Source organism: Butyrivibrio sp. AE2015 (genome assembly GCF_000420825.1).
In the GTDB taxonomy this organism is placed as follows: Bacteria; Bacillota; Clostridia; order Lachnospirales; family Lachnospiraceae; genus Butyrivibrio.
The window spans coordinates 1-18,871 of record NZ_ATVR01000051.1 but is presented as its reverse complement, the minus strand read 5'-3'; the positions used below and the strand labels follow the sequence as shown (position 1 = coordinate 18,871).

Here is an 18,871-nt window from a genome sequence, read left to right as displayed (position 1 = left end):
GAGTCCGTTTCAAGGTCTGTTACTATTGTTTTATTTAATTCTTGGAGGATAAGACAGTTTACCCCTTGGAGGATAACCTGCTTTGCCCTTGGACATAGTAATAAACCTTGTAGTATATGGCATGGATTATACACGAAAAGTACCGTCTTTTCCATAGATTTCGGGACTATACTTCAATACTATTTCTTTACCCCTTTCTTCTATAAGTGCATTCACGTTCTTCTGCCTTCTCCTTTGTTCTTTCTATCATCTATATGCATCATGTGCACGGCTCTATAAAACCATATTATAAATTATATCGTCAAAAAATAGCTGACCCTTACACATTTTCTCAAAAGAGCATGTATATATATTATAAGAGCATGATAAGACACCAAACATTTTAAGGGAAAATTCCATCCAAAAGACATATAAGAATAGGCTAAGAACGGTGCCTCAGATTACACTTTTTTCTCTAAAGATCAAAAATCGGTATATAGACCAGGTACTCTCTCGGCGAAAATATATGGTGGGCATATCCTAATAAAGGACACACCCACCATTTTCATTACATGCCTCTCTTATTAGCTTAAAGATTTATATCTTTCTATGAGCTGAGATGCCTGATAACCACTTATCTTATGGTAGTCATCCACACCGTACTGCTGGGAGACATACTTATTCATGGATTCAGCAGATGTACCATGCTGATCCATGAGCTTCTCCAAGAAAGCGATCTGCTTCTGTGTTGCGGGTCTTTCAGTCTTAGGAGCAGAGGAAGTATTATTATTGGATCGTAATTCCTCAACGCTTCTTCCTACAGGCTGCTGTTCTGGTTCAAGGTTCATATCCTCTACGTCCTGTGTAAAGCGAGCTGACAGATTACCTACATTAAGGGCAGCATCTACCAAAGCTCTCTTCTTGGTCATTTTGAGGACAGTGTTCTGAACAGCGTAACCGTTCTGTTTTGCATAGCGTCCTTCACGAGAATTACAGATACCTACTCCTTCTCCCTTAACAACGCCATTGTAATCGATCAGGAAAACCTTGCACTCGTAGGAGAAGAATCCAGTATTATAATCCTCCACTCGATTGACCACCTCTGTCCTGGCGATAAGACCAAGATAATTCATGATCTTCTCTGCACCAGATTTTAATAACGTGGGTTTATTACAGTGGGGGATCACACCGTAATCTACACCAGAGATCAGAACAGTATCAATGAATCTGTTCATATCATCGTCAAACTGCTTAGCCTCCTCAACAGTCAGTCCTCTTGCAGTAGTAGCAGTAACAGCCTTCGTCTCTGGCTTAAACTCTGTTGATTCCTCTGAAAACATCAGATTACGAGGGATATTCCTCTCGACAGCGTCAATAGACTGCTGTACATCTTCAATAGGCTGGATATTCCCCATCTTGCTTTCTAACAACGCCTTAAGATCCATCTGCTTCGTCATAATGATCACCTATCCTTTCTCATTTTAAAGTAAAACGCCTACTGGTACTGGACTTTGCATATTTCGCATAAACGTCTGGTTCCTTCTCTTTAAGAGCTTTGGTATCCAGACGCTCTGAGGTAACAGGTTTCCAGCTGATGCTGTGTCCCATACAGGAAGCTTTGTCATAGTCACCCATGATTTCCTTCAAATGGTTAGACGCTTCTTGTTTCTTGGCTTTAGCAGAATCTTCATCTGCTGAAGCTTCAATATATGCATCCACCCATTCAACAGCTTCCTCTGGTAAGATGATTTCCTCTTCAACACCACCACGATAAATCTGGTCAAGAAGAGCTTTAGCAGCGTCTGACCCATCCATGTCTGGTCTGACCATATTCTGAACCTTATCCCAGAAGTTCTTCTCTACAGCGATAAGCATCTGCTGGATCTCTGGATCAGCATCCACCTCGTAAACACGAAATGTATTACCACCGATAAGAACAGCCACATAAGCCTTGGATACTCCTGTTACGCAGAGATAATGCTGTACTTGGGTCTGATAATAGGTAGGAACTCCTTCCAACCACTCATCACGCTTATACTCACTAGCGGTCTTAATCTCCAGAATAGCTGGATTACCGTTGTCGTCAGTGGTCACACCATCAACATCAGCAATCATGAACGGGTGATCAGGATGCTGTAACATAGCTTTCACTTCCATGACAGTCTTACCTGTGGTAGCAGCAAAGTGTTCTCTGATAATGGGTTCCAGTATCGTTCCCCACTCCATGGCCTCGTTTACTTCTACGGGGTCATTCTTCTGATTGGTCTTGTCCAGCCAAAGTTCAATAGCAGAAGTCCACTTATTGATACCAAGGATCGCTGATACATCAGATCCTCCGATACCTTTCTTACGCCAGCGTAACCATTCCTCATGAGATAAGCCTTCAGTTTCCACTAAGATATTTGCATTCATATTCTTAATCCTCACTTTCCTTTAAATTAGAAAAGGCGGAGTCCTCTGACTCCGCCAACATATTGATGATCTTGTATGATACCTTTTGAACGGTATCAGCTATGATTTTCAATTCCTCCTTATTCTTCAGCCATGACTGGATATAGGATAAAGAGTAGGAGCTGGTATCAAGCCCCAACCGCATACTGACCACCATTGCCACCGATTCAGCGATGAGTTCGCGACGGTTTCTTGGAATATCCTCTTCAGGATTCATTTTAAAATCATATGCATGAGCAGTTTCATGTAATAATGTTTTGATACGCTGGAGATACTCTAGATCTGAACGGACTGTAATAATACCAGTTTCAAGATTATAGCTGCCCTTACTTGCAGTACCAGTGATTTCTTGTACTATAAACTCTTTCGAAATAACCTTCATTAGCCGGATGAATATCTCACGCTCAGATTCTGAGTTACCAGATAGCCCCTTAACGAGTACTGGCAGCATTTCATCTGATCCATCAGTATCTGCTATATCATAAACATAGGCGATCCGAAAACCAGATAATACTTTTTTGGTTTCTTTCTCGCCCTCCTGATCGTGATACTCCGATTTATTCTCTGGTTCTTTAAAGACTTCAATCTTTTTAACACAAGGGGCCAGTATAGCCAGCCCCTTGCTTCCTTTTCTTACATACCTTCCCAGCTTATTCCATGCCTTATAGCCCATGACATAAGTAGCTTCTGGATTCTGTAAGAAAATCATGATTGTATTACCAAAGGAATACTGATAAAATAAAGATTGAAATCGCAAGAACGATATCCAGTCCTCGTCAGTATTGATGGTCGCCAAACCTTCTTTAATACGATTGAGGGCTGCTTTTATTTTATCAGCGTTGCTCATTGGCGTTTTCCTCCTTCGTAATACGGTTGTCAGTTACATACTGCATGAGCTGGATTGCTTTCTCAAAAAGCTCCACGATCCCAATAGGAGCAGTCGCAAGATATAATCTTCTTGCATCATACTCAGCTTTTACAGCCAAAGAATTATTGGTACGCATAGGTCTTCACCTCCTCTCCATAAGTACCGCAGTCCTCGTAATAAGGACATTCACAGCAATAATTGTTGTCACACTCTCCAAAAAGAAAACCATGATCCACTACGGGCATACAGGTATTTAGATAGAGTGAACAACGATTACAGATACCAGCTATCTCTGGACTAACACTCTTTCCCTGCATCAAGCACATCTACATCACCGCCTTTCTTCTCATGGTTGATAGAGAGCGTCCATCCACCAAGCTTTATGCTCTTGGCAAAGTTGCCGATACCTTCAAACTTCTTGCGATATACCGCAAACGAACCACCAGTAAGGTTATGGAAGAATATGGTCTCCATATCAGAAGCACCCTTGATCTCCACAAGAGAACCGTCCACCATGACCATAAATACAGGCTCACCGTTCATCATGTACTCACCAACCTTATTCATTTTGATCTTCTTCATTTCTTTCTTATCAAACATAGCTATGTCTCCTTTTCTTGATTTGGAATTATTTGGTTTCAACAGACTCCAGATGCTCTGGAGGTCTTTATCAAAAGTAAGATAAAGACCTGTCCAGAGAAGCATCCTTATTACAAAAAACAAAATATTATCTGCCAGTAGGCATCACTCCCTTCTGAAGGCAAAAAAATAAGACCTATTACGGTCTTAGGGCTTCGGTAGTGAGAAACCAGCACTTAATTACGCAAGGCTGATCTTATCGTCCTCTCTGCGGTAGATATACACGTTATCAGAAAGTACTTCTTCGGGAGCGACCTGGGTAGCATTAACCTCACGCACCATGCTTCTTAAGGCTTCAACCTCCATCTGATCAGATACAGGTACTAAAAGCGTCTCATGGATTGATGAAGGAAGGATATAGAAATCACTTCCAGTCTTTTCAGCGAACTGCTTCAAGAGATCCTTGTACAGGATCACTCCAGCACCATTGAGTTTCTGGTTATTCGAGCAGACATACATCGGCACCATGTCCTCTGATACGACCATATCAAAGAACTCGCTTGAATACTCATCGTCCATACGGTCAGAAAGAAGATCCATCATAACCGATGCCATAGACATTACTGATCCTCTGAACAAACGCTGGGTATTGAGAAGGGCGATCTTAAAGAGTTCGTCCTCGTCCACTCCCCAGAGATCAGTCATGTTGTTGCGGACAGTGATGGTCGCAGTACCCTCTCCATCATTGGATACCAAGATATAGAAAAGGACCGCCAGATCATCACACACGATGATATGAGGAGCATCTGCAAGCAGTTCTATGTTGCGATCAGCGTTCACCAGCTTGTAGCAGATTCTCTCCTTGCAGGCAGAGAAGTCTGTAACCAGTGAAGCGTCAAAAGACATCGTGGTCTTATGGCTCTCATATACGGACAGGATCTCCGATACGATAACAGGAACAGCTGCATCACCAGCCTTATATCTCTCGAAAGAGCCCTCCAAATAGATGGTCGGAGCGACATTGCTCTCCTCAGTTCTGATGGTCAGACCAGTGAGATGGGTATCATTGTTCTTCAATACCTCATGGATAGAAACCTCATATCCATCACCCAGGGATGCCTCTACTGCTTCCTTAACTACCTGTGCAAATACGTCCATAGTCTTAATTGTTGCGTTCATCATGATCATACCTCCGTTATTCTCAGAATTGTTGTTAGCTGCTGCGTTAATGGAATCAAAATTGTTGTTCTTCATAATAATTTCCTTTCTGTGCATCTGTGCACGTAGATCTACTTGATTGAAAAAATAAAAATAGTTACAGATAGTCGTGCACATTTGCACATCTTACACATGTGCGTGTTGTGCACGCTGTGCACGACATTTTAAAAGAATTATTCAGTTTTCCATGCATCATAATAAGCTACACATGCACATACCATGCACTTGATCATCTTATAGATGCGATATCTCTGGCGGTAAAGCACCGTCAGAAGAAGTACGGTAAAGATAAACTTCATGATCAGCTTCCTCCTTTCCTTTGGATTTGATTGCTCTCCCAGCTCCTTTCTAATTCTAGGCATAAGAAATAAGCCTTTTAACGTCTTGCTCAGGACAATAATTCTTAAAGATACTGACGGATCGTTTCCACATTGAATCGCAGACCGTTAGGGGCAATGATATACATGGTCTTCGCTTTTGAATAACCAAGATCAGACAGTCTAACCATGTATTCTGCTGCTACAGTCCAGTCAATCTTCATGAATACGGACATAACATGGAGCATAGCCTTATGAACAAGGAATCTGTTCATCTTCTTTATTGCATATGAATCTGCTTCCAGCTCCTGTGACAGATCACGCTTATGAGGATGGTCAGCGATAATATGACCTTCCTCGTGAAGAAGCAGATATGTTCTTACGTACAGGGGCATCTGCTGGAAAAGATCATCGACATAGATCTTCTCGTTGTCAGTAGCTGCAAGATAGATGTGATTGCTCTTTAACAGAGCAGGATCGTAGTTTACAGTTGCCTTGATTGTGGGTTTTCTGAATGTCTTCATAATGAGTTCTCCTTTCGATTTTGAAATGAATGATTGTTTTTCCACCGCCATTTGATGCAATAAAAAAGACCGTTGTGTCGGCTACATCTGTAACCTTTACAACGGTCTCACTGTGTCAGAGGGGGTGGGGGCTCGAACTAAAGAAGCACTTATAAATATAATGACTAGGTGCCTCAAAAAATATATATGATTTTTCCTATATACTGGCGGCTGTAGTTTTATGTTACATTAACAATCTACGCATCTGGTCTTCCTTGCGTTGTACCAACTGAATTATAATGCGATATAAGAGGAATATAATCCTCAGAGTATTTGCATTGCAGAAAATATACACTACCGTCTGAGAGTCTATGCCCTTCTATTGGTGCATAAAAGGATAGGCAATGTGGACATGTGAATAATCGCTTCATAATATGCAACTTTCCGTTTACAGATATATACTCTTCACCGCCCATTCTAAACACTGTTTTATACATGTTATTTCTACAACAAGGACATAAATAGCTACCAATATAGAAATTATCTGTCATATATGGTTTCACATCCATTGAAGGCGGATCTTCTGACATAGAGATTGTTTTTACTTCCCATGATGGACTGACTCCATGTTTAGTTGCCGATGTATTCCCATTATTTCCACCTTCATTTTCCTTAACTGCTGTATATACAGTTGCAGCAGCCAATCCAGCTAAAATCCATCCAATCAATGCCGTTTCCTCCTGATTATTCTATTGTAGTAAACTTAATACGCCTTGGTTTGACTGATTTGCCTGTGCTATCATAGATGTTCCCACTTGTTCCAGAATATTATGCTTGGAGAGTTCTACCATCTCCTTTGCCATATCCGTATCTCTTATACGAGATTCAGCAGCCTGTGTATTTTCGGAGATGTTAGTAACATTCTTAAATGTATGCTCAAGACGATTCTGCTGAGCACCTATATTGGATCTGAGTGCTGATACTATTTCTGTCGCCTCTGATGCTGCTTCTATTGCTTTGCCAGCATCATCATGTGAGGTAACACGAATATTATTGACACCTAATATTCCAGCGTTCATAGTTCCTATCGTAATAAACATTCCGTCACCAACTTCAGCCCCTGATTGGATCCAAAGTTCACGCTGTTCGATGTCCTCTTCATCATCGTCTATATAAACTTTTTTCTCAATTACTTCTTCCCTTGTCCTCTCTTCATCATGATATGTGATTTCTTCCCGTGTAATAGTCTCATCTGGAGCATCATTTAGACCATCTATAGAATATTTTTTCGTTGTAACAACCCCGCTGCTGGCTCCCAAATCTATACTCTGTGGAGTGTATTCACTAGCAAAATTTATAGAGACATTTCGATGATAAAGATCTTTTCTGGTTTCGCTTGCCGACATATCATAATTATATTTTATTGGTATTTCGACATATGCGTTGCTTGTAGTCTTATCCTGATTTTGATAATAAAATCTATAGAAAAAATACTCTCCAGCGTTTGTATTTCTATCCAGCCTGACATCTCCAGTATCATCCAAATAGAATCTCATTTTTTTGCTACTACCATATACATTGAGATCAAAATATATATCATGCACCCCATGTGAATAAATAGTACCTGTGGCTTTTTTATTCTCTACAACCGTACCTCCTGTAAATCCAATATCTGCAAGAGCCTCCTCCAAATTGTAGACCCCCATATTATAAGTCTGGCTTCCGTTCACGGTTATACTATAGTTACTAGCTGCACTATATTTGTAATCTCCATGACAGACAATAGATGGAAGTGCTCCACTTTGTAGTATACCTTTAAAATCCTCTTCATAATTATCCGTCTTATTTAAGGTAAACCTCACTGGAATAGGAAATTGCTTTAACTCTACATCAACAGTATCTGTTCCTTCTGTATACTTAACCCTTGACCATGGTACTGTACCTACAGTTTTCTTTCCGCTTTTAAAAAATATTGCATTATCTGTTGCAGAAATAGAAATGGTCGTATTGTCATTGCTATCAATAGTCCATGTTCTTGGATCCGAAACAATAAAAGGGTCTGCAGATATAGATATTATGGGCGATGTAACACTTCTCGAATTCTCTGTATAATCTATTTCCACACCATCCAAAGAGTTTATAAGGCTCTTAATATCCGTGCAGTCCGCTGTATTTATCGTAATGGTACTCCCATTATATGCAATGTTATAACTCTGATATTGTCCTAGGGAACTAAGTGCATCTCCTCCCGACGAATAGATTTCACTCCATTTATATAAATCCGTATTAATGTGCAAGCCTGTTTCATCTGCAGTCAGTAAAAATCTATTATTGGATGTATCTGTCAGCTGACCACTAGCACTTATAGAAGACACCCCATAATGAGCTGGAACAGTCTCTGTATAAGTATTAATGTCTTCAACCGTTTCCGTATATGTTGTCGTTATGGTCTCATACTCTATTCTATATTTTCTGCCTGTTTCATCTGTTCCCCTTGGTTCTCCCTTAAAAAGTTTCCTTGTGTTAAACTCCGTACCATTGCCTATTCGATCTATCTCCGATACAATCTGGTTTATCTCTTGCTGAATAGCAGCACGATCATCAGATGTATTTGTATCATTCGCTGCTTGAACCGCCAACTCGCTCATCCTATGAAGCATATCGTGAACTTCACTTAATGCTCCATCAGCCACCTGTAAAAGGGATATTCCATCTTGGGTGTTACGAGCACCCTGATCAAGCCCTCTGATCTGCCTACGCATCTTCTCGGATATGGCAAGACCAGCCGCATCATCGGCAGCTCTATTGATCTTGTAGCCAGATGCGAGCTTCTCAGTAGATTTCTTCTTTTGGGTTCCAGTTATATTAAATTGTCTCTGGGCATTCATAGCCAGTAAGTTATGACTAATTACCATAAGACACCTCAATTAGTAGCATGATTAGCGAGATGCAACATTTTGTATCTTTTATATCGTCATAATGATACTTAATCTTAACATGTTTGCTGTCAAAATGATACAGAACGTTGAATGAAAAAATATGCCGACATTTATACTAAAAAAGGTATAAAGGTGGTGATTTATGACAAATTCATTGTTACCTCAAAGGCTCAAAGAGCTACGAAAAGTTAACAATTATACTCAGGATTATGTAGCAGAAGCATTAGGGACGACAAGACAAACCTATTCGCATTATGAAACCGGTAGACGTAAGCCATCCCCAGAGACAATATATAAACTTGCTCTACTTTATAATGTCTCCGCCGATGACCTACTCCACCTGTCAATTGAATTTGACGAAAAAGTCTTCTATGAAGCTCCAGGTCCATCTAAAAGTAGCGATGATCTGGCAGCATACCTCGAATACTTCAACGATCCAAAGAACCAGAAGAAGTATCAATACCATACAAACCTTGAGAAAGAACTACTATACTATTTTCAGAAGATAACTGATAAAGATAAGCGAGAATTGATAGAAATCGCCAAAATCAAGAATAAAAGCAAGAGCCAATAAAACATCAGCATGGATGTTATTGGCTCTTATCGTCTTTTTCCTCATTGTTATGCCTTAATTCTCTCAACATAACGATAATAGGTGCTTTTGCTTATACCAAGTTGCTTCATAAGTTCAGTCGGACGCATCTGTCCGTCAGTAACCCTCTGGTAATGAATCTTGAAATCTTCTATATCAATAGCAGACGGTCTGCCGTAATCATCCCAATCTCCTCTGGCCTTCTTTGCCTCGATACCCTCACGCTGACGTTTCTCTTTCTTTTCAATTTCTGCTTGTGCCAAGGCAGCGTATAACTCGACCAACATGTTATTGACTGTTTCCATCAACATCTGAGCCATGGTGTTATCCAGCTTGGATGTGTCCATGAGCGTTGTTGGAAGCTCCAATATCTTCACTCTGATATTATGATCACGAAAATACTGTAACTCCTTAAGGGTATCCCGCTTATTCCTGCCAAGACGGTCTACTTCTGTGATGATCAGCTCGTCACCAGACCGCAAGACATCCTCTTTAAGGACTTTGTATCTGGGACGGTTGAAATTCTTACCAGTTTGCTGGTCGGTAAAGATCCTCTCCAGCTCCAACTGGTTCTGTTCGCAGTAAGCTGTGATCTCAGCGATACCTCGATCCAAATGCTGCTCCCTCGTGCTTGTTCTGTGATAACCATAACGTTTCATAAAAATGTTCTCCTTTCTGTGAGTTCCTAAATGTGTACATTTTGATACCAATAAAAAAAGACCGATAAACGGTCTCTAAATCTATGGACAAACCCTTTCGGGACGTCCCATTTGATGTGCATACTTTTCGGTACCACCTTGTGCACTTGTGCACGGATCTCTTAACGTTGTAAAAATATTTTCACAGTTATAAAATCGTGTGCACAAATGCACAGCCATCACTTCTTATTTTCTTTATTTATTTTTTTGCGGATACCGTTCCAAGTACTATCTGCTTTTTTCTCATAATCCGCTAAAGAAAGATTATTCTTTTCTGGATTCATTGCTTTTAGATATTCTTCTTGCCACATATACATTTCTTCAATATCTGCATTTATATAATCTTTCTTTTTATACATTCTTCTGACTATCTTATTATCTACCTCAATATAAGGGTCTCTATTCTCGTCCAATTCCTTCTGCCTGATCTTCTTACATAGTCCCGTAGAGTAATTATAATCACATAGTTTTTCTTGGTTTCCTCGATGATTATATGTAGCAAATAAATTCCCGCATATGATGCATCTCTTATATATCAAATCAGGATTCTTTTTATTGTAGACGTTTTTTACTTCCATGGTTATAAGTTGACCCAAGGTCGTCAATTCGATTTCCTCAACAATTTTCTTCTTATTATTTAGTATAGGTGTGTACACTAATTTACCTAAGCCGAGTAATTCAAATATATATTGAGATTCAACTTTTTCTCCCAAAAGAATCTTTTCAAAAATATCGGATATTTGAATATTAGAAATCACATCATACCCGTTACTGTATCCTCCTCTGGTGACTTCTTCCTTTATTACTCCTATTATTATTTCTCGTTGGGCACTAGCATCCTCTTCAAAAAAAATATCTAAGAATCGCTTATCCATTACTCCCGTAATATTTGCTTTTATAAAGAAATCCTCAGATAGCTCTGTATCAAATATGTAATCCGTTCCTTTCTTGACCGATAAGTATAACTGCTCAATCATGATATTCTTAAGTACCGCTCCCAATCTTATTAAAAGCGATCCATACTCTAACGGTCTCTTTTCTCCCGAAAGCATTGTATAAACATATTCTCTACCATTATCTATAAGCTTCATATTTTCTCCAAAAATCAATTATGTTATATTTGCATTTTTGATATTTCCCGTAGTATTGCTAGTATTTATATTGTATTATCAATTTATCCAAAAACCAATTATGTTGAATTGGCTTTTAGATAAACCTATCATATTTATAAGGAGGTTGCAAGATGAATGTAAATAAAGAGCCTACGACATCAGCTTTTCCAGATGGAAAGCGATTGATGTCTATAACAGAGGCTACTGTTTATCTGGGACTTGGCAGAAACTCAGCCATTAAATTCTTGGAACAAATAGGAGCCAAACGCAAAATCGGAAGGCGTGTTCTATATGACAAGGTTACTATTGATGAACACTTATCTACTAAAGAAAGGAAGTGATACTAATGCATCAGACTAATCAACTTCTTCAAACTAACCAAACGCCCAGCCAGACTCAGCTTGATAAATTACCCACTATCGCTGACAGACTGAGAATTATAAAGCCTGAGCTTTACGAACCAAACGAAAGGGGTATGTCCAGAGTATTTGCAATGGCTACGCATCCTATTCTCCGTTTTAATACAGACCATGAAAGATGGATATATTTTAACGATCAATTTTGGGAACTTGATCAAAGCGGTGTCCTTTCACAAAGAGTAATGAAAGATTTTTCCCTTGAGTTGGTAAAATATATCACGAATAATGCTACCTCAATAGAAGATGATTTTTTGAAATATGCTCTTTCGTTAGGTTCAATGTCAAAGCGGAAGACATTGCTACAAGATTCAAAAGATATAAACGTGGTGGATGACTCATTTTTTGATACGAACAATTATCTCTTCAACTGCAAAAACGGAACCTTAAATCTTGTTACAGGAGTGCTCCAGCCTTTCGATCCAGAGGATATGATCACCAAAATCGCTAATGTAAATTATGTTCCTAATGCAGCTAATCCAAATTGGGACAAGTTTATGAACGAGATATTCTCTGGAGATCAAGACTTAATCAATTATATGTACGAGGTATTTGGCTATTGCCTAACAGGGCTTAATAACCAAGAATGCTTCTGGGTATTTAAAGGAGAGACCACAAGAAATGGTAAGTCAACCTTACTCGGCACATTTGCATACATGCTTGGCTCAAATAATGGCTACTCCAAAAATATGGATATCTCATCACTGGCTAGGAAATCGAACTATAACAGTTCACGAGCATCCAGTGATATTGCCAGACTGCACGGTGCAAGATTTGTAACCTGTAATGAACCAAACGTAAATCTTGAGATTGATGAAAATAAAATAAAGGAAATCACTGGGAATGATACTATTACTGCTCGTACGCTCTATTCAGTCGAAGAAGAGTTTTCTCCTACTTTTAAGATTTTTATCGCTACTAATAGTAAACTCACAATCTCAGACGAAAGCATAATCATTAGTAAACGTATGAAGATTGTCCCATTCAAGCGTCACTTTGATGACAACCAGCAAAATAAGAACCTCAAATCGCTTTTGAAGGAAGACAGTATCTTGGAAGCCTTTTTATGGAAATGTGTTGAAGGTTATTCCCGTATGGCAACAAACGGTTTTAATGAACCAGCAGCGGTAACAGATGCAGTTGCAGATTTTGAATCAGCAGGGCAGATATTTGATCGATTCCTCGATGATAAGATGATCAAAAATCCTAACGGCGGTTGCAGCTACCTGTCTCAGTTTTATCCAATATATGATTCGTGGTGCAGTGATAATGGTTTTGTCCCTATGGGTAAAGATAAATTGAATAGTTATCTTAAGGCAAAGGGAATCTGGCAAAAAAGTGCGACTTTCCATGGAGCAACCAAACGAAATGTTTTGGTTGGATATAGCATCCCAGATGAGGCCATCGCTATTCCCTCTCCGCAACCAGGAATACATCAGGTCGAAAAACCAGCATCACATACGGAGAAGGATCCAAACAGTTCTGAAAAACGCACAGGATTTGATATTAATGGATTTCTCAAAACAATCCAAGTGTATGATGATCAAAAAAAAGAAGTCCCTCATATGCAATCCGCCCAGATTGCTAATGTAGAACTTCCTGTTACATCTCAACCACAGTAATAATGTGAGATGTGTCTATATAATTCCGATGCCATTATAATAGCACACATCTCCTTATTATAAAATATTATATTTTAAGGAGGACAAAGCAATGACCAAAAAACCATCAAATGGTTGCCTGCGACCAGAAGAAAAGCAGGCTCTTCAGCTTAAAAAGAATGAGCTAATCCGAAATGCAGTATTATGCGTTAAGAATTTCGATCTCGATAAAGAGGAGATAGACACCATTATCAGGATGCTCGTCACTCTTACCTATCATAGGGTAAGTGCATATCTGGAACGAATGAACGAACTTAACGACCATATGTATGTATTGCGTGGTATATATTCTAAACATGTTGCAAAAACACAGACATCTCCATCTGTACAACAACCAACACCACAAACTCAATCACAGCAACAAATGACTCAGGCCGAAAACTTTATTACCGAATATAACGATTGGAGATAAATTATCATACGTGCCGGGGAGGAACCTCCCCGGCATTACTTTATACAATCCTGTATTTTCAAATATATGTCCTTATCGAATCGCTCAAGAGCATCCAAACTATCAACAATATTATCATGTCGCAGATTAGTCAGATTTCTAATATGCCGTTCATTAAGGGGCTCTCCGTTCTTCTCGATCATCTTTACCGCCCAGACTATCTCTCTAGCCCAGTATTCTTCCTGTGATTCGTAGTGCTGATTTATCACTGCCATGCACCGTTCCATCTTCTTGAGTTTATGGATATCTACATGTAGAGGTTTACTGATAGCGTTTAAAGAGATCTTACGAGGGCGATCATCACCTTCCCCGTAAATATTCTTTACAGTGGCTTCCACAGATGGTAACAGGGCAAGATCTTCTTTGTCGATATTATCCTCATGGCGTTTTTCTTTTATGAACAGTACGCTGTCCTTCTTAAGTTCATCAATAATGGCTTCTCCAATGATATGTACTCGTTCTAAGGATTCTCCTGTTAATTCTGATACTCGTATAAAAATATCATCGTCTTGACCTTCATCGCCTTTATCCAAAAGATTTGATGGATCAACGCCGAAAAATAATCCCAACTGACAAATATTACCAAATGTACCGCTATGTCCTCTCAGAATCCTACTCATGCTGTTGATACTCATAAGACCTTCCGCTCCAAGACTATGATAATAAGCAGTATAGTCCTCATAAAGCTCATACGCCTTATGGTTTCCATTATCATGAATATACTTGGATGGGATATGTCTGTTAAGGTATTTTCCAATATGATCATGGCTATATTTTGAAGAGCCAAATACAGAAGCCATGTAAAACGCCAGATTCATAATAACCTTATCTTCACATTTCGTTATGACAGTCATCCGATTAATGACTATCTCAGCCGCCTTGAGTCTGGTAAGGTTCCTGTTGATCAAAACATCACTATCCTGCAAATAGACCTTATGCTTCGTGCAGATCTTAATTCCTATGATCTGATGCTTTCGATGCCAATATGCTTCACCATGGTTATCACGATCTTCCTTTGCACATAAGGGGCAGTACTTTAGATATCGCTCTCCTGTTGCTACTGGTATCATAAGACTGTTGATCCAGTTCCCTCTTGAAAAGTCAGCCTCTGATACAAGTCTCTCACGCTTCGTAGGATCTATGAAACGTCCATACTCTGGAAATAGGGTATGGTTATAGATCAGTTCCTCCATGGACATATACTTTGTCATGACTGATTTAGCGTCATCGATCAGATTATTCATGAGCTCCACAGATGGTCTGAGCTTCTTATTGAAAAATAAATCCTGATAAGCATCCGCAGCAGAAGTGTAACCAGAATGCACAAGATAACGAGCAATCCAGCTGTAAACAAGCTCATCTTCATATAATTCTGGGAAGTAACCGATCATTCGACAGATACCTCCTCGATATGAATATGACTCATGAGATAATCAAGCAGATCAACGCTCCTGTTCTTTGCTGTTTCGACCATATCAAGGATAGACTGGTACTCCTCCAGCTCCTTCTCCTCAAAAGGTTCGATCTTCTTATTCTCCCTTGGATGCGATACTGGCTCTGCGGTATCTATAAACTTATGCATGAATGACATTCTGTTTTTAAATGCCATATTTAATGAGATCAGATCCAGCTTTTCATAACCGTCAAGGATAGCGATCTCTTGTGCGTCATGCAGTAAAGATACCACATTTGCAATGATGCCTCCGCTATGTTCGTACAGCCAGTCCATAATCCCAGCATCAACAGGCGTGTACTCCTTAACATATTGGTAATGCCATATTCTCTTACAGAAATCTTCATAATAGTAATCATAGGGTAGAACACTATATTTTAATCCTTGAGAACGTCTGGCAAGCTGAGCAGCCCCTTCAAAGAAGGGTATGCATTCCTCCGTACCAACCATAGCGATACTGATTCCAGAGGAATTAATCAGCTGTATGATCATCGACATAAGAACTGTGCCGCTCTTCCTTCCCCATACATTTTGAATCTCGTCTATAACAAGCAGTCCAACATGATTAAGGCATACCTGGCTTACAGTCCCGATAAGAACATCTGTAGTATCAGAATCTTTTCGAGACCGTTCATGGTATTTCGTTCCAATGGCTTTATCAACATTACGCAGTATTTCAAGAAGCAGGCCCTTCGGGGATGCGTCATACGGGCATTGCACTTGCAGACAGGGTATGATCTTCACAAAAGGATTCTCTATCTCAATGATCTGTCCGCCAGAGATAAGATTTAAAGCTGTCTGGATCGCTGATGTCTTACCGATACCAGAAGTACCTACTATGGTTAAGCTATCAGCTCCACCAATAATGCCATGATACTGTCTGTCGCCAATCATAGATCTGTAAGTATCATTTTTCTGTTGTATAGCAAGTTTTGTGTTCTTTTTCTTTAGAGATAACGTTGTTGAAAGATACAGCTTGCTATATATCTCAACGGACATTGGGAACGGATAATATACTCTGTAAATGTCAGCAAGGCTATCCAGCCGCTCATACTGCTCAGCGTCTCTGATAATTTCATCATAGTCAGGATAATTGTTGATCCTGTCGATAAGAGTCTGTCCTGACATTAAAGGCGGTAACAGTTTTTCATATGCGATATCACTCATATAAGGCCAGCCTCCTTCGTGTGTATTCTATGCTCTTTGACTGTTTCTGTTCTTCGTGTATCCTTTATTCCCTTGATACCGCTATCAATAGTTATGGCAGTGGTATCCACGATGTCTTGAATATGGGTAGCAAGACTGACCTCTGCTTGCAGATTATTATGGTTTTCTTCTCTGATAATTCTCTTTGAAAGCTCTTGCACATCGTGCACATCATGCACAGACTTATCCTTGAATCGGCTCTCTATAAGCTCAAATCGAATATATTCTCCTTTTTCGATCACCCAAACATAGTTTGAATTATCTTGATCATAGGCAACGATTGTCTCTCCACCAGTCAGATACTTTTCCTTAAAGGCTTCATTTTTATAGTGCAGTTTATTGACGGATAATCCGAATCTCGTATATGTTCCAAGCGTTCTTGGCAACAGGCAGAGGGTCAATCGCTCTTTGTTCGTACTGATCAGATTGGTTCCAGACAGGGAGCAGCCATAATCCCACAAAGCATTAGAATATGGCTTTATGTTCTTCTCCAGCATATCCTCCGTAAAAGGATAATCTTCCAGAATGTTGGCGGTGTTATAGTAGATAATGCACCGTAATATGATCTTCTCAAAGTTCTGCATGGTTATACAGGCGTCCTTGCGATAATCATGAGCACCACGCTCTTGAAAGTCTGGTTCAATGACTCCTTTACCTTTAAGATTCTTCTTGTAGAGGTTCTGAATCACATCAAAGAACTTCTCAATCGGTCCTTTGAGATCAGGGCGGTAGGGTGGTAAATTTTCTAATGTTACACCCAGCTCAGCGATCTGTTCAAAGGTATAGCCGATATATTCACTCCCTTGATCTGATATGATTCGTCCAGGCAGCTTATTAACAGGCCATGCTGCTTCATCAATATGGATTCCATGCTTAAGACAGAGCTTCTCCTTATCTTCGATGATATTCAAAGTCATATCTCTGATCGAATAAACTCCACCTTCCCATCCAAGAGAATATCCCATACAGATACCAGAATAAGCATCCACACAGGCGGTTAAGATTGGTCTTCCTACTACTTGTCCGGATTCATTGACCAAATAAATATCACAGACAGTAGCATCAACCATTCCAAGTCCAGGTGCTGATGCATATACACGCACATTATCACCCACGCATGGACGGTCATTACGCTGATAATTGGTCAGACCGTTACGAGAGATATAATAATTCTCCAGTTTTCGTGTCTTACGATAGAAATAGCGATATTGATAAAAGCTGGGATAGGTATCCAAAAGCTGACCAGCTTCATCACAATATTTCTCTTTAAGCATCTTCACATAGGCGGTTTTTAGTGAGTTTTTCTCAAAGGTGTAGAAGAATCTGTTTAACGACCAACGCATATTCTTCTGATCTTTGGTGAGAGCAGTACCATACTCCCGCTCTTTTGGAAGCAGCACTTGGATATTCTGGATCACCAGATATTTCTTCAAGAAGCTTCTGATACTCTGCTTCGAAATATTATTCTCAGCAGCAATTATATTTATGACATGGCTTCTGGTATTCTCATCCCCAATGAACGATAAGACAGGTGCGATCATGGTATAACGTTCATGCATGACCTTCTTTCGTTCTGGAGGCACCATATCGTCCTCTACAGGCTTAAAATCCAAGAGGGTATATAAATCCTCATCTGTCATGATAGAGGCGTCCCAAAAAGTCGTTACAGGCTTCCAGATGGGCATTGTATTATTCTTACAGTCAATGACAAGGCAATTATCTTCTTTTACGATCAGAATCCTATAAATCTGATCATCATGGGTATAGATCTCATTTCTTTTCATTGATCACACACCCCCAGTCTACGATCCCACGATGTAGCCAATAGCTCCTTGAAAGCTCCAGTAGTTTATAATGCATGGGTTTCGTGATACGACTTCGATAGACACATTCACGAACCATGAAGGTTCCGTCTTTCATTTTGACAAGAAAGTCAGTAGTATAATCACCCTCCGTAAGACCTTCCAGATAGACATTACATCTGAATTCTTCTACTTCCTCCATCTTAGATACAAGATCTGCATAAGCAGTCATGATAGGATCGTAGGTTCTGCAGATGTCATTACATTTTGGTAAGTACCTCTTAGTGACTCGTCCCTTGTAGTTCTTCTTTCGCATAGATTCGCTCCTCCTTTGCTTAGTTGACAGGTGAAGCGTCAATAAGATCTAATTCCCCAAAAAGCTCCCAGATTTGTCCCAAATCCTTCCCAAAAACTAAATAAAAGCAAAAATCCAATATAATTCAAAATAATTCGTTTTAAAAGAATTCAGTAAAATAAGGGTTCATGAGTACTTTTACAGAATCCCCAAAAACAAGAAGAAAAAAAGTACTATATCATCGGGCAACATACTTTATCCTCCAAAGGGCAAAGCAGCTTATCCTCCACCCATAGATAAAGAGTACCCATAATACTTCTTTATGGTTATC

At 39.6% G+C, this 18,871-nt stretch carries 20 protein-coding genes; 4 read left to right on the top strand and 16 right to left on the bottom strand.

What is annotated here, in order from left to right:
- Positions 1 to 563 precede the first annotated feature (563 nt).
- The 10 genes from G585_RS19215 to G585_RS20090 form a co-directional block, all read right to left on the bottom strand.
- On the bottom strand, positions 564 to 1,436 hold the full coding sequence (locus tag G585_RS19215) for a hypothetical protein (RefSeq protein ID WP_022776282.1): 873 nt from the start codon (positions 1,434 to 1,436) through the stop codon (positions 564 to 566).
- 19 nt (positions 1,437 to 1,455) lie between these two features.
- Positions 1,456 to 2,391, bottom strand: a complete 936-nt coding sequence (locus tag G585_RS0115740) for a YqaJ viral recombinase family nuclease (protein ID WP_022776281.1) — start codon at positions 2,389 to 2,391, stop codon at positions 1,456 to 1,458.
- A gap of 4 nt (positions 2,392 to 2,395) precedes the next feature.
- A complete protein-coding gene (locus tag G585_RS0115735; protein WP_022776280.1) occupies positions 2,396 to 3,277 on the bottom strand; it encodes an ArdC-like ssDNA-binding domain-containing protein in 882 nt (293 codons plus the stop codon).
- Positions 3,264 to 3,434 carry a hypothetical protein gene (locus G585_RS19615; RefSeq protein WP_022776279.1) on the bottom strand — a complete coding sequence of 57 codons (171 nt, stop codon included), beginning with the start codon at positions 3,432 to 3,434 and terminating at the stop codon, positions 3,264 to 3,266. The genes G585_RS0115735 and G585_RS19615 overlap by 14 nt, the downstream gene beginning before the upstream one ends.
- A gap of 161 nt (positions 3,435 to 3,595) precedes the next feature.
- Positions 3,596 to 3,898 (bottom strand): hypothetical protein, encoded by a 303-nt coding sequence (locus G585_RS0115725; RefSeq protein WP_155827861.1) that lies wholly within the window; start codon positions 3,896 to 3,898, stop codon positions 3,596 to 3,598.
- Between the two features lie 219 nt (positions 3,899 to 4,117).
- Positions 4,118 to 5,131 carry a DUF5688 family protein gene (locus G585_RS0115720; RefSeq protein ID WP_022776277.1) on the bottom strand — a complete coding sequence of 338 codons (1,014 nt, stop codon included), beginning with the start codon at positions 5,129 to 5,131 and terminating at the stop codon, positions 4,118 to 4,120.
- 137 nt (positions 5,132 to 5,268) lie between these two features.
- Complete coding sequence (locus G585_RS20015; RefSeq protein WP_022776272.1) at positions 5,269 to 5,394, bottom strand: hypothetical protein; 126 nt, start codon at positions 5,392 to 5,394, stop codon at positions 5,269 to 5,271.
- A 104-nt stretch (positions 5,395 to 5,498) separates the two neighbouring features.
- Positions 5,499 to 5,936, bottom strand: a complete 438-nt coding sequence (locus tag G585_RS0115710; RefSeq protein ID WP_022776271.1) for a hypothetical protein — start codon at positions 5,934 to 5,936, stop codon at positions 5,499 to 5,501.
- 236 nt (positions 5,937 to 6,172) lie between these two features.
- Entirely contained in the window at positions 6,173 to 6,643 is a 471-nt protein-coding gene (locus G585_RS0115705) for a hypothetical protein (RefSeq protein WP_022776269.1), read from the bottom strand.
- Positions 6,644 to 6,664: 21 nt separating this feature from the next.
- Positions 6,665 to 8,830, bottom strand: coding sequence for a flagellin N-terminal helical domain-containing protein (locus G585_RS20090; RefSeq protein ID WP_026664052.1), 2,166 nt, complete (start codon positions 8,828 to 8,830; stop codon positions 6,665 to 6,667).
- Between the two features lie 166 nt (positions 8,831 to 8,996).
- On the opposite strand from G585_RS20090, the gene G585_RS0115695 reads away from it, so the two are divergent.
- The gene (locus tag G585_RS0115695) at positions 8,997 to 9,428 is read left to right on the top strand and encodes a helix-turn-helix domain-containing protein (protein WP_022776268.1); all 432 of its coding nucleotides are present in this window, start codon (positions 8,997 to 8,999) and stop codon (positions 9,426 to 9,428) included.
- A 47-nt stretch (positions 9,429 to 9,475) separates the two neighbouring features.
- Here the strand turns inward: G585_RS0115695 and G585_RS0115690 are convergent, their stop codons facing one another.
- Both G585_RS0115690 and G585_RS0115685 read right to left on the bottom strand, forming a co-directional pair.
- A complete protein-coding gene (locus G585_RS0115690) occupies positions 9,476 to 10,060 on the bottom strand; it encodes a recombinase family protein (protein ID WP_442852425.1) in 585 nt (194 codons plus the stop codon).
- Positions 10,061 to 10,323: 263 nt separating this feature from the next.
- Positions 10,324 to 11,235, bottom strand: a complete 912-nt coding sequence (locus G585_RS0115685) for a hypothetical protein (protein ID WP_022776265.1) — start codon at positions 11,233 to 11,235, stop codon at positions 10,324 to 10,326.
- Positions 11,236 to 11,387: 152 nt separating this feature from the next.
- On the opposite strand from G585_RS0115685, the gene G585_RS18465 reads away from it, so the two are divergent.
- The 3 genes from G585_RS18465 (at position 11,388) to G585_RS0115670 (ending at position 13,745) form a co-directional block, all read left to right on the top strand.
- A complete protein-coding gene (locus tag G585_RS18465) occupies positions 11,388 to 11,597 on the top strand; it encodes a hypothetical protein (protein ID WP_022776264.1) in 210 nt (69 codons plus the stop codon).
- A 5-nt stretch (positions 11,598 to 11,602) separates the two neighbouring features.
- On the top strand, positions 11,603 to 13,294 hold the full coding sequence (locus G585_RS0115675) for a DNA primase family protein (protein WP_022776262.1): 1,692 nt from the start codon (positions 11,603 to 11,605) through the stop codon (positions 13,292 to 13,294).
- 91 nt (positions 13,295 to 13,385) lie between these two features.
- Positions 13,386 to 13,745 (top strand): hypothetical protein, encoded by a 360-nt coding sequence (locus tag G585_RS0115670; protein ID WP_022776261.1) that lies wholly within the window; start codon positions 13,386 to 13,388, stop codon positions 13,743 to 13,745.
- 35 nt (positions 13,746 to 13,780) lie between these two features.
- On the opposite strand, the gene G585_RS0115665 is transcribed toward G585_RS0115670, so the two are convergent.
- From G585_RS0115665 to G585_RS0115650, 4 genes are read right to left on the bottom strand one after another with little or no spacing between them, the layout of a single operon-like run.
- Positions 13,781 to 15,175: a TniQ family protein gene (locus tag G585_RS0115665; protein ID WP_022776260.1), complete on the bottom strand. Its 1,395-nt coding sequence runs from the start codon at positions 15,173 to 15,175 to the stop codon at positions 13,781 to 13,783.
- Positions 15,172 to 16,404: a TniB family NTP-binding protein gene (locus tag G585_RS0115660; protein WP_022776258.1), complete on the bottom strand. Its 1,233-nt coding sequence runs from the start codon at positions 16,402 to 16,404 to the stop codon at positions 15,172 to 15,174. The genes G585_RS0115665 and G585_RS0115660 overlap by 4 nt, the downstream gene beginning before the upstream one ends.
- Positions 16,401 to 18,227, bottom strand: coding sequence for a Mu transposase C-terminal domain-containing protein (locus G585_RS18460; RefSeq protein ID WP_022776257.1), 1,827 nt, complete (start codon positions 18,225 to 18,227; stop codon positions 16,401 to 16,403). Before G585_RS18460 ends, G585_RS0115660 begins: the two co-directional genes overlap by 4 nt.
- Positions 18,214 to 18,561 (bottom strand): hypothetical protein, encoded by a 348-nt coding sequence (locus tag G585_RS0115650; RefSeq protein ID WP_022776256.1) that lies wholly within the window; start codon positions 18,559 to 18,561, stop codon positions 18,214 to 18,216. The genes G585_RS18460 and G585_RS0115650 overlap by 14 nt, the downstream gene beginning before the upstream one ends.
- Positions 18,562 to 18,871 lie beyond the last annotated feature (310 nt).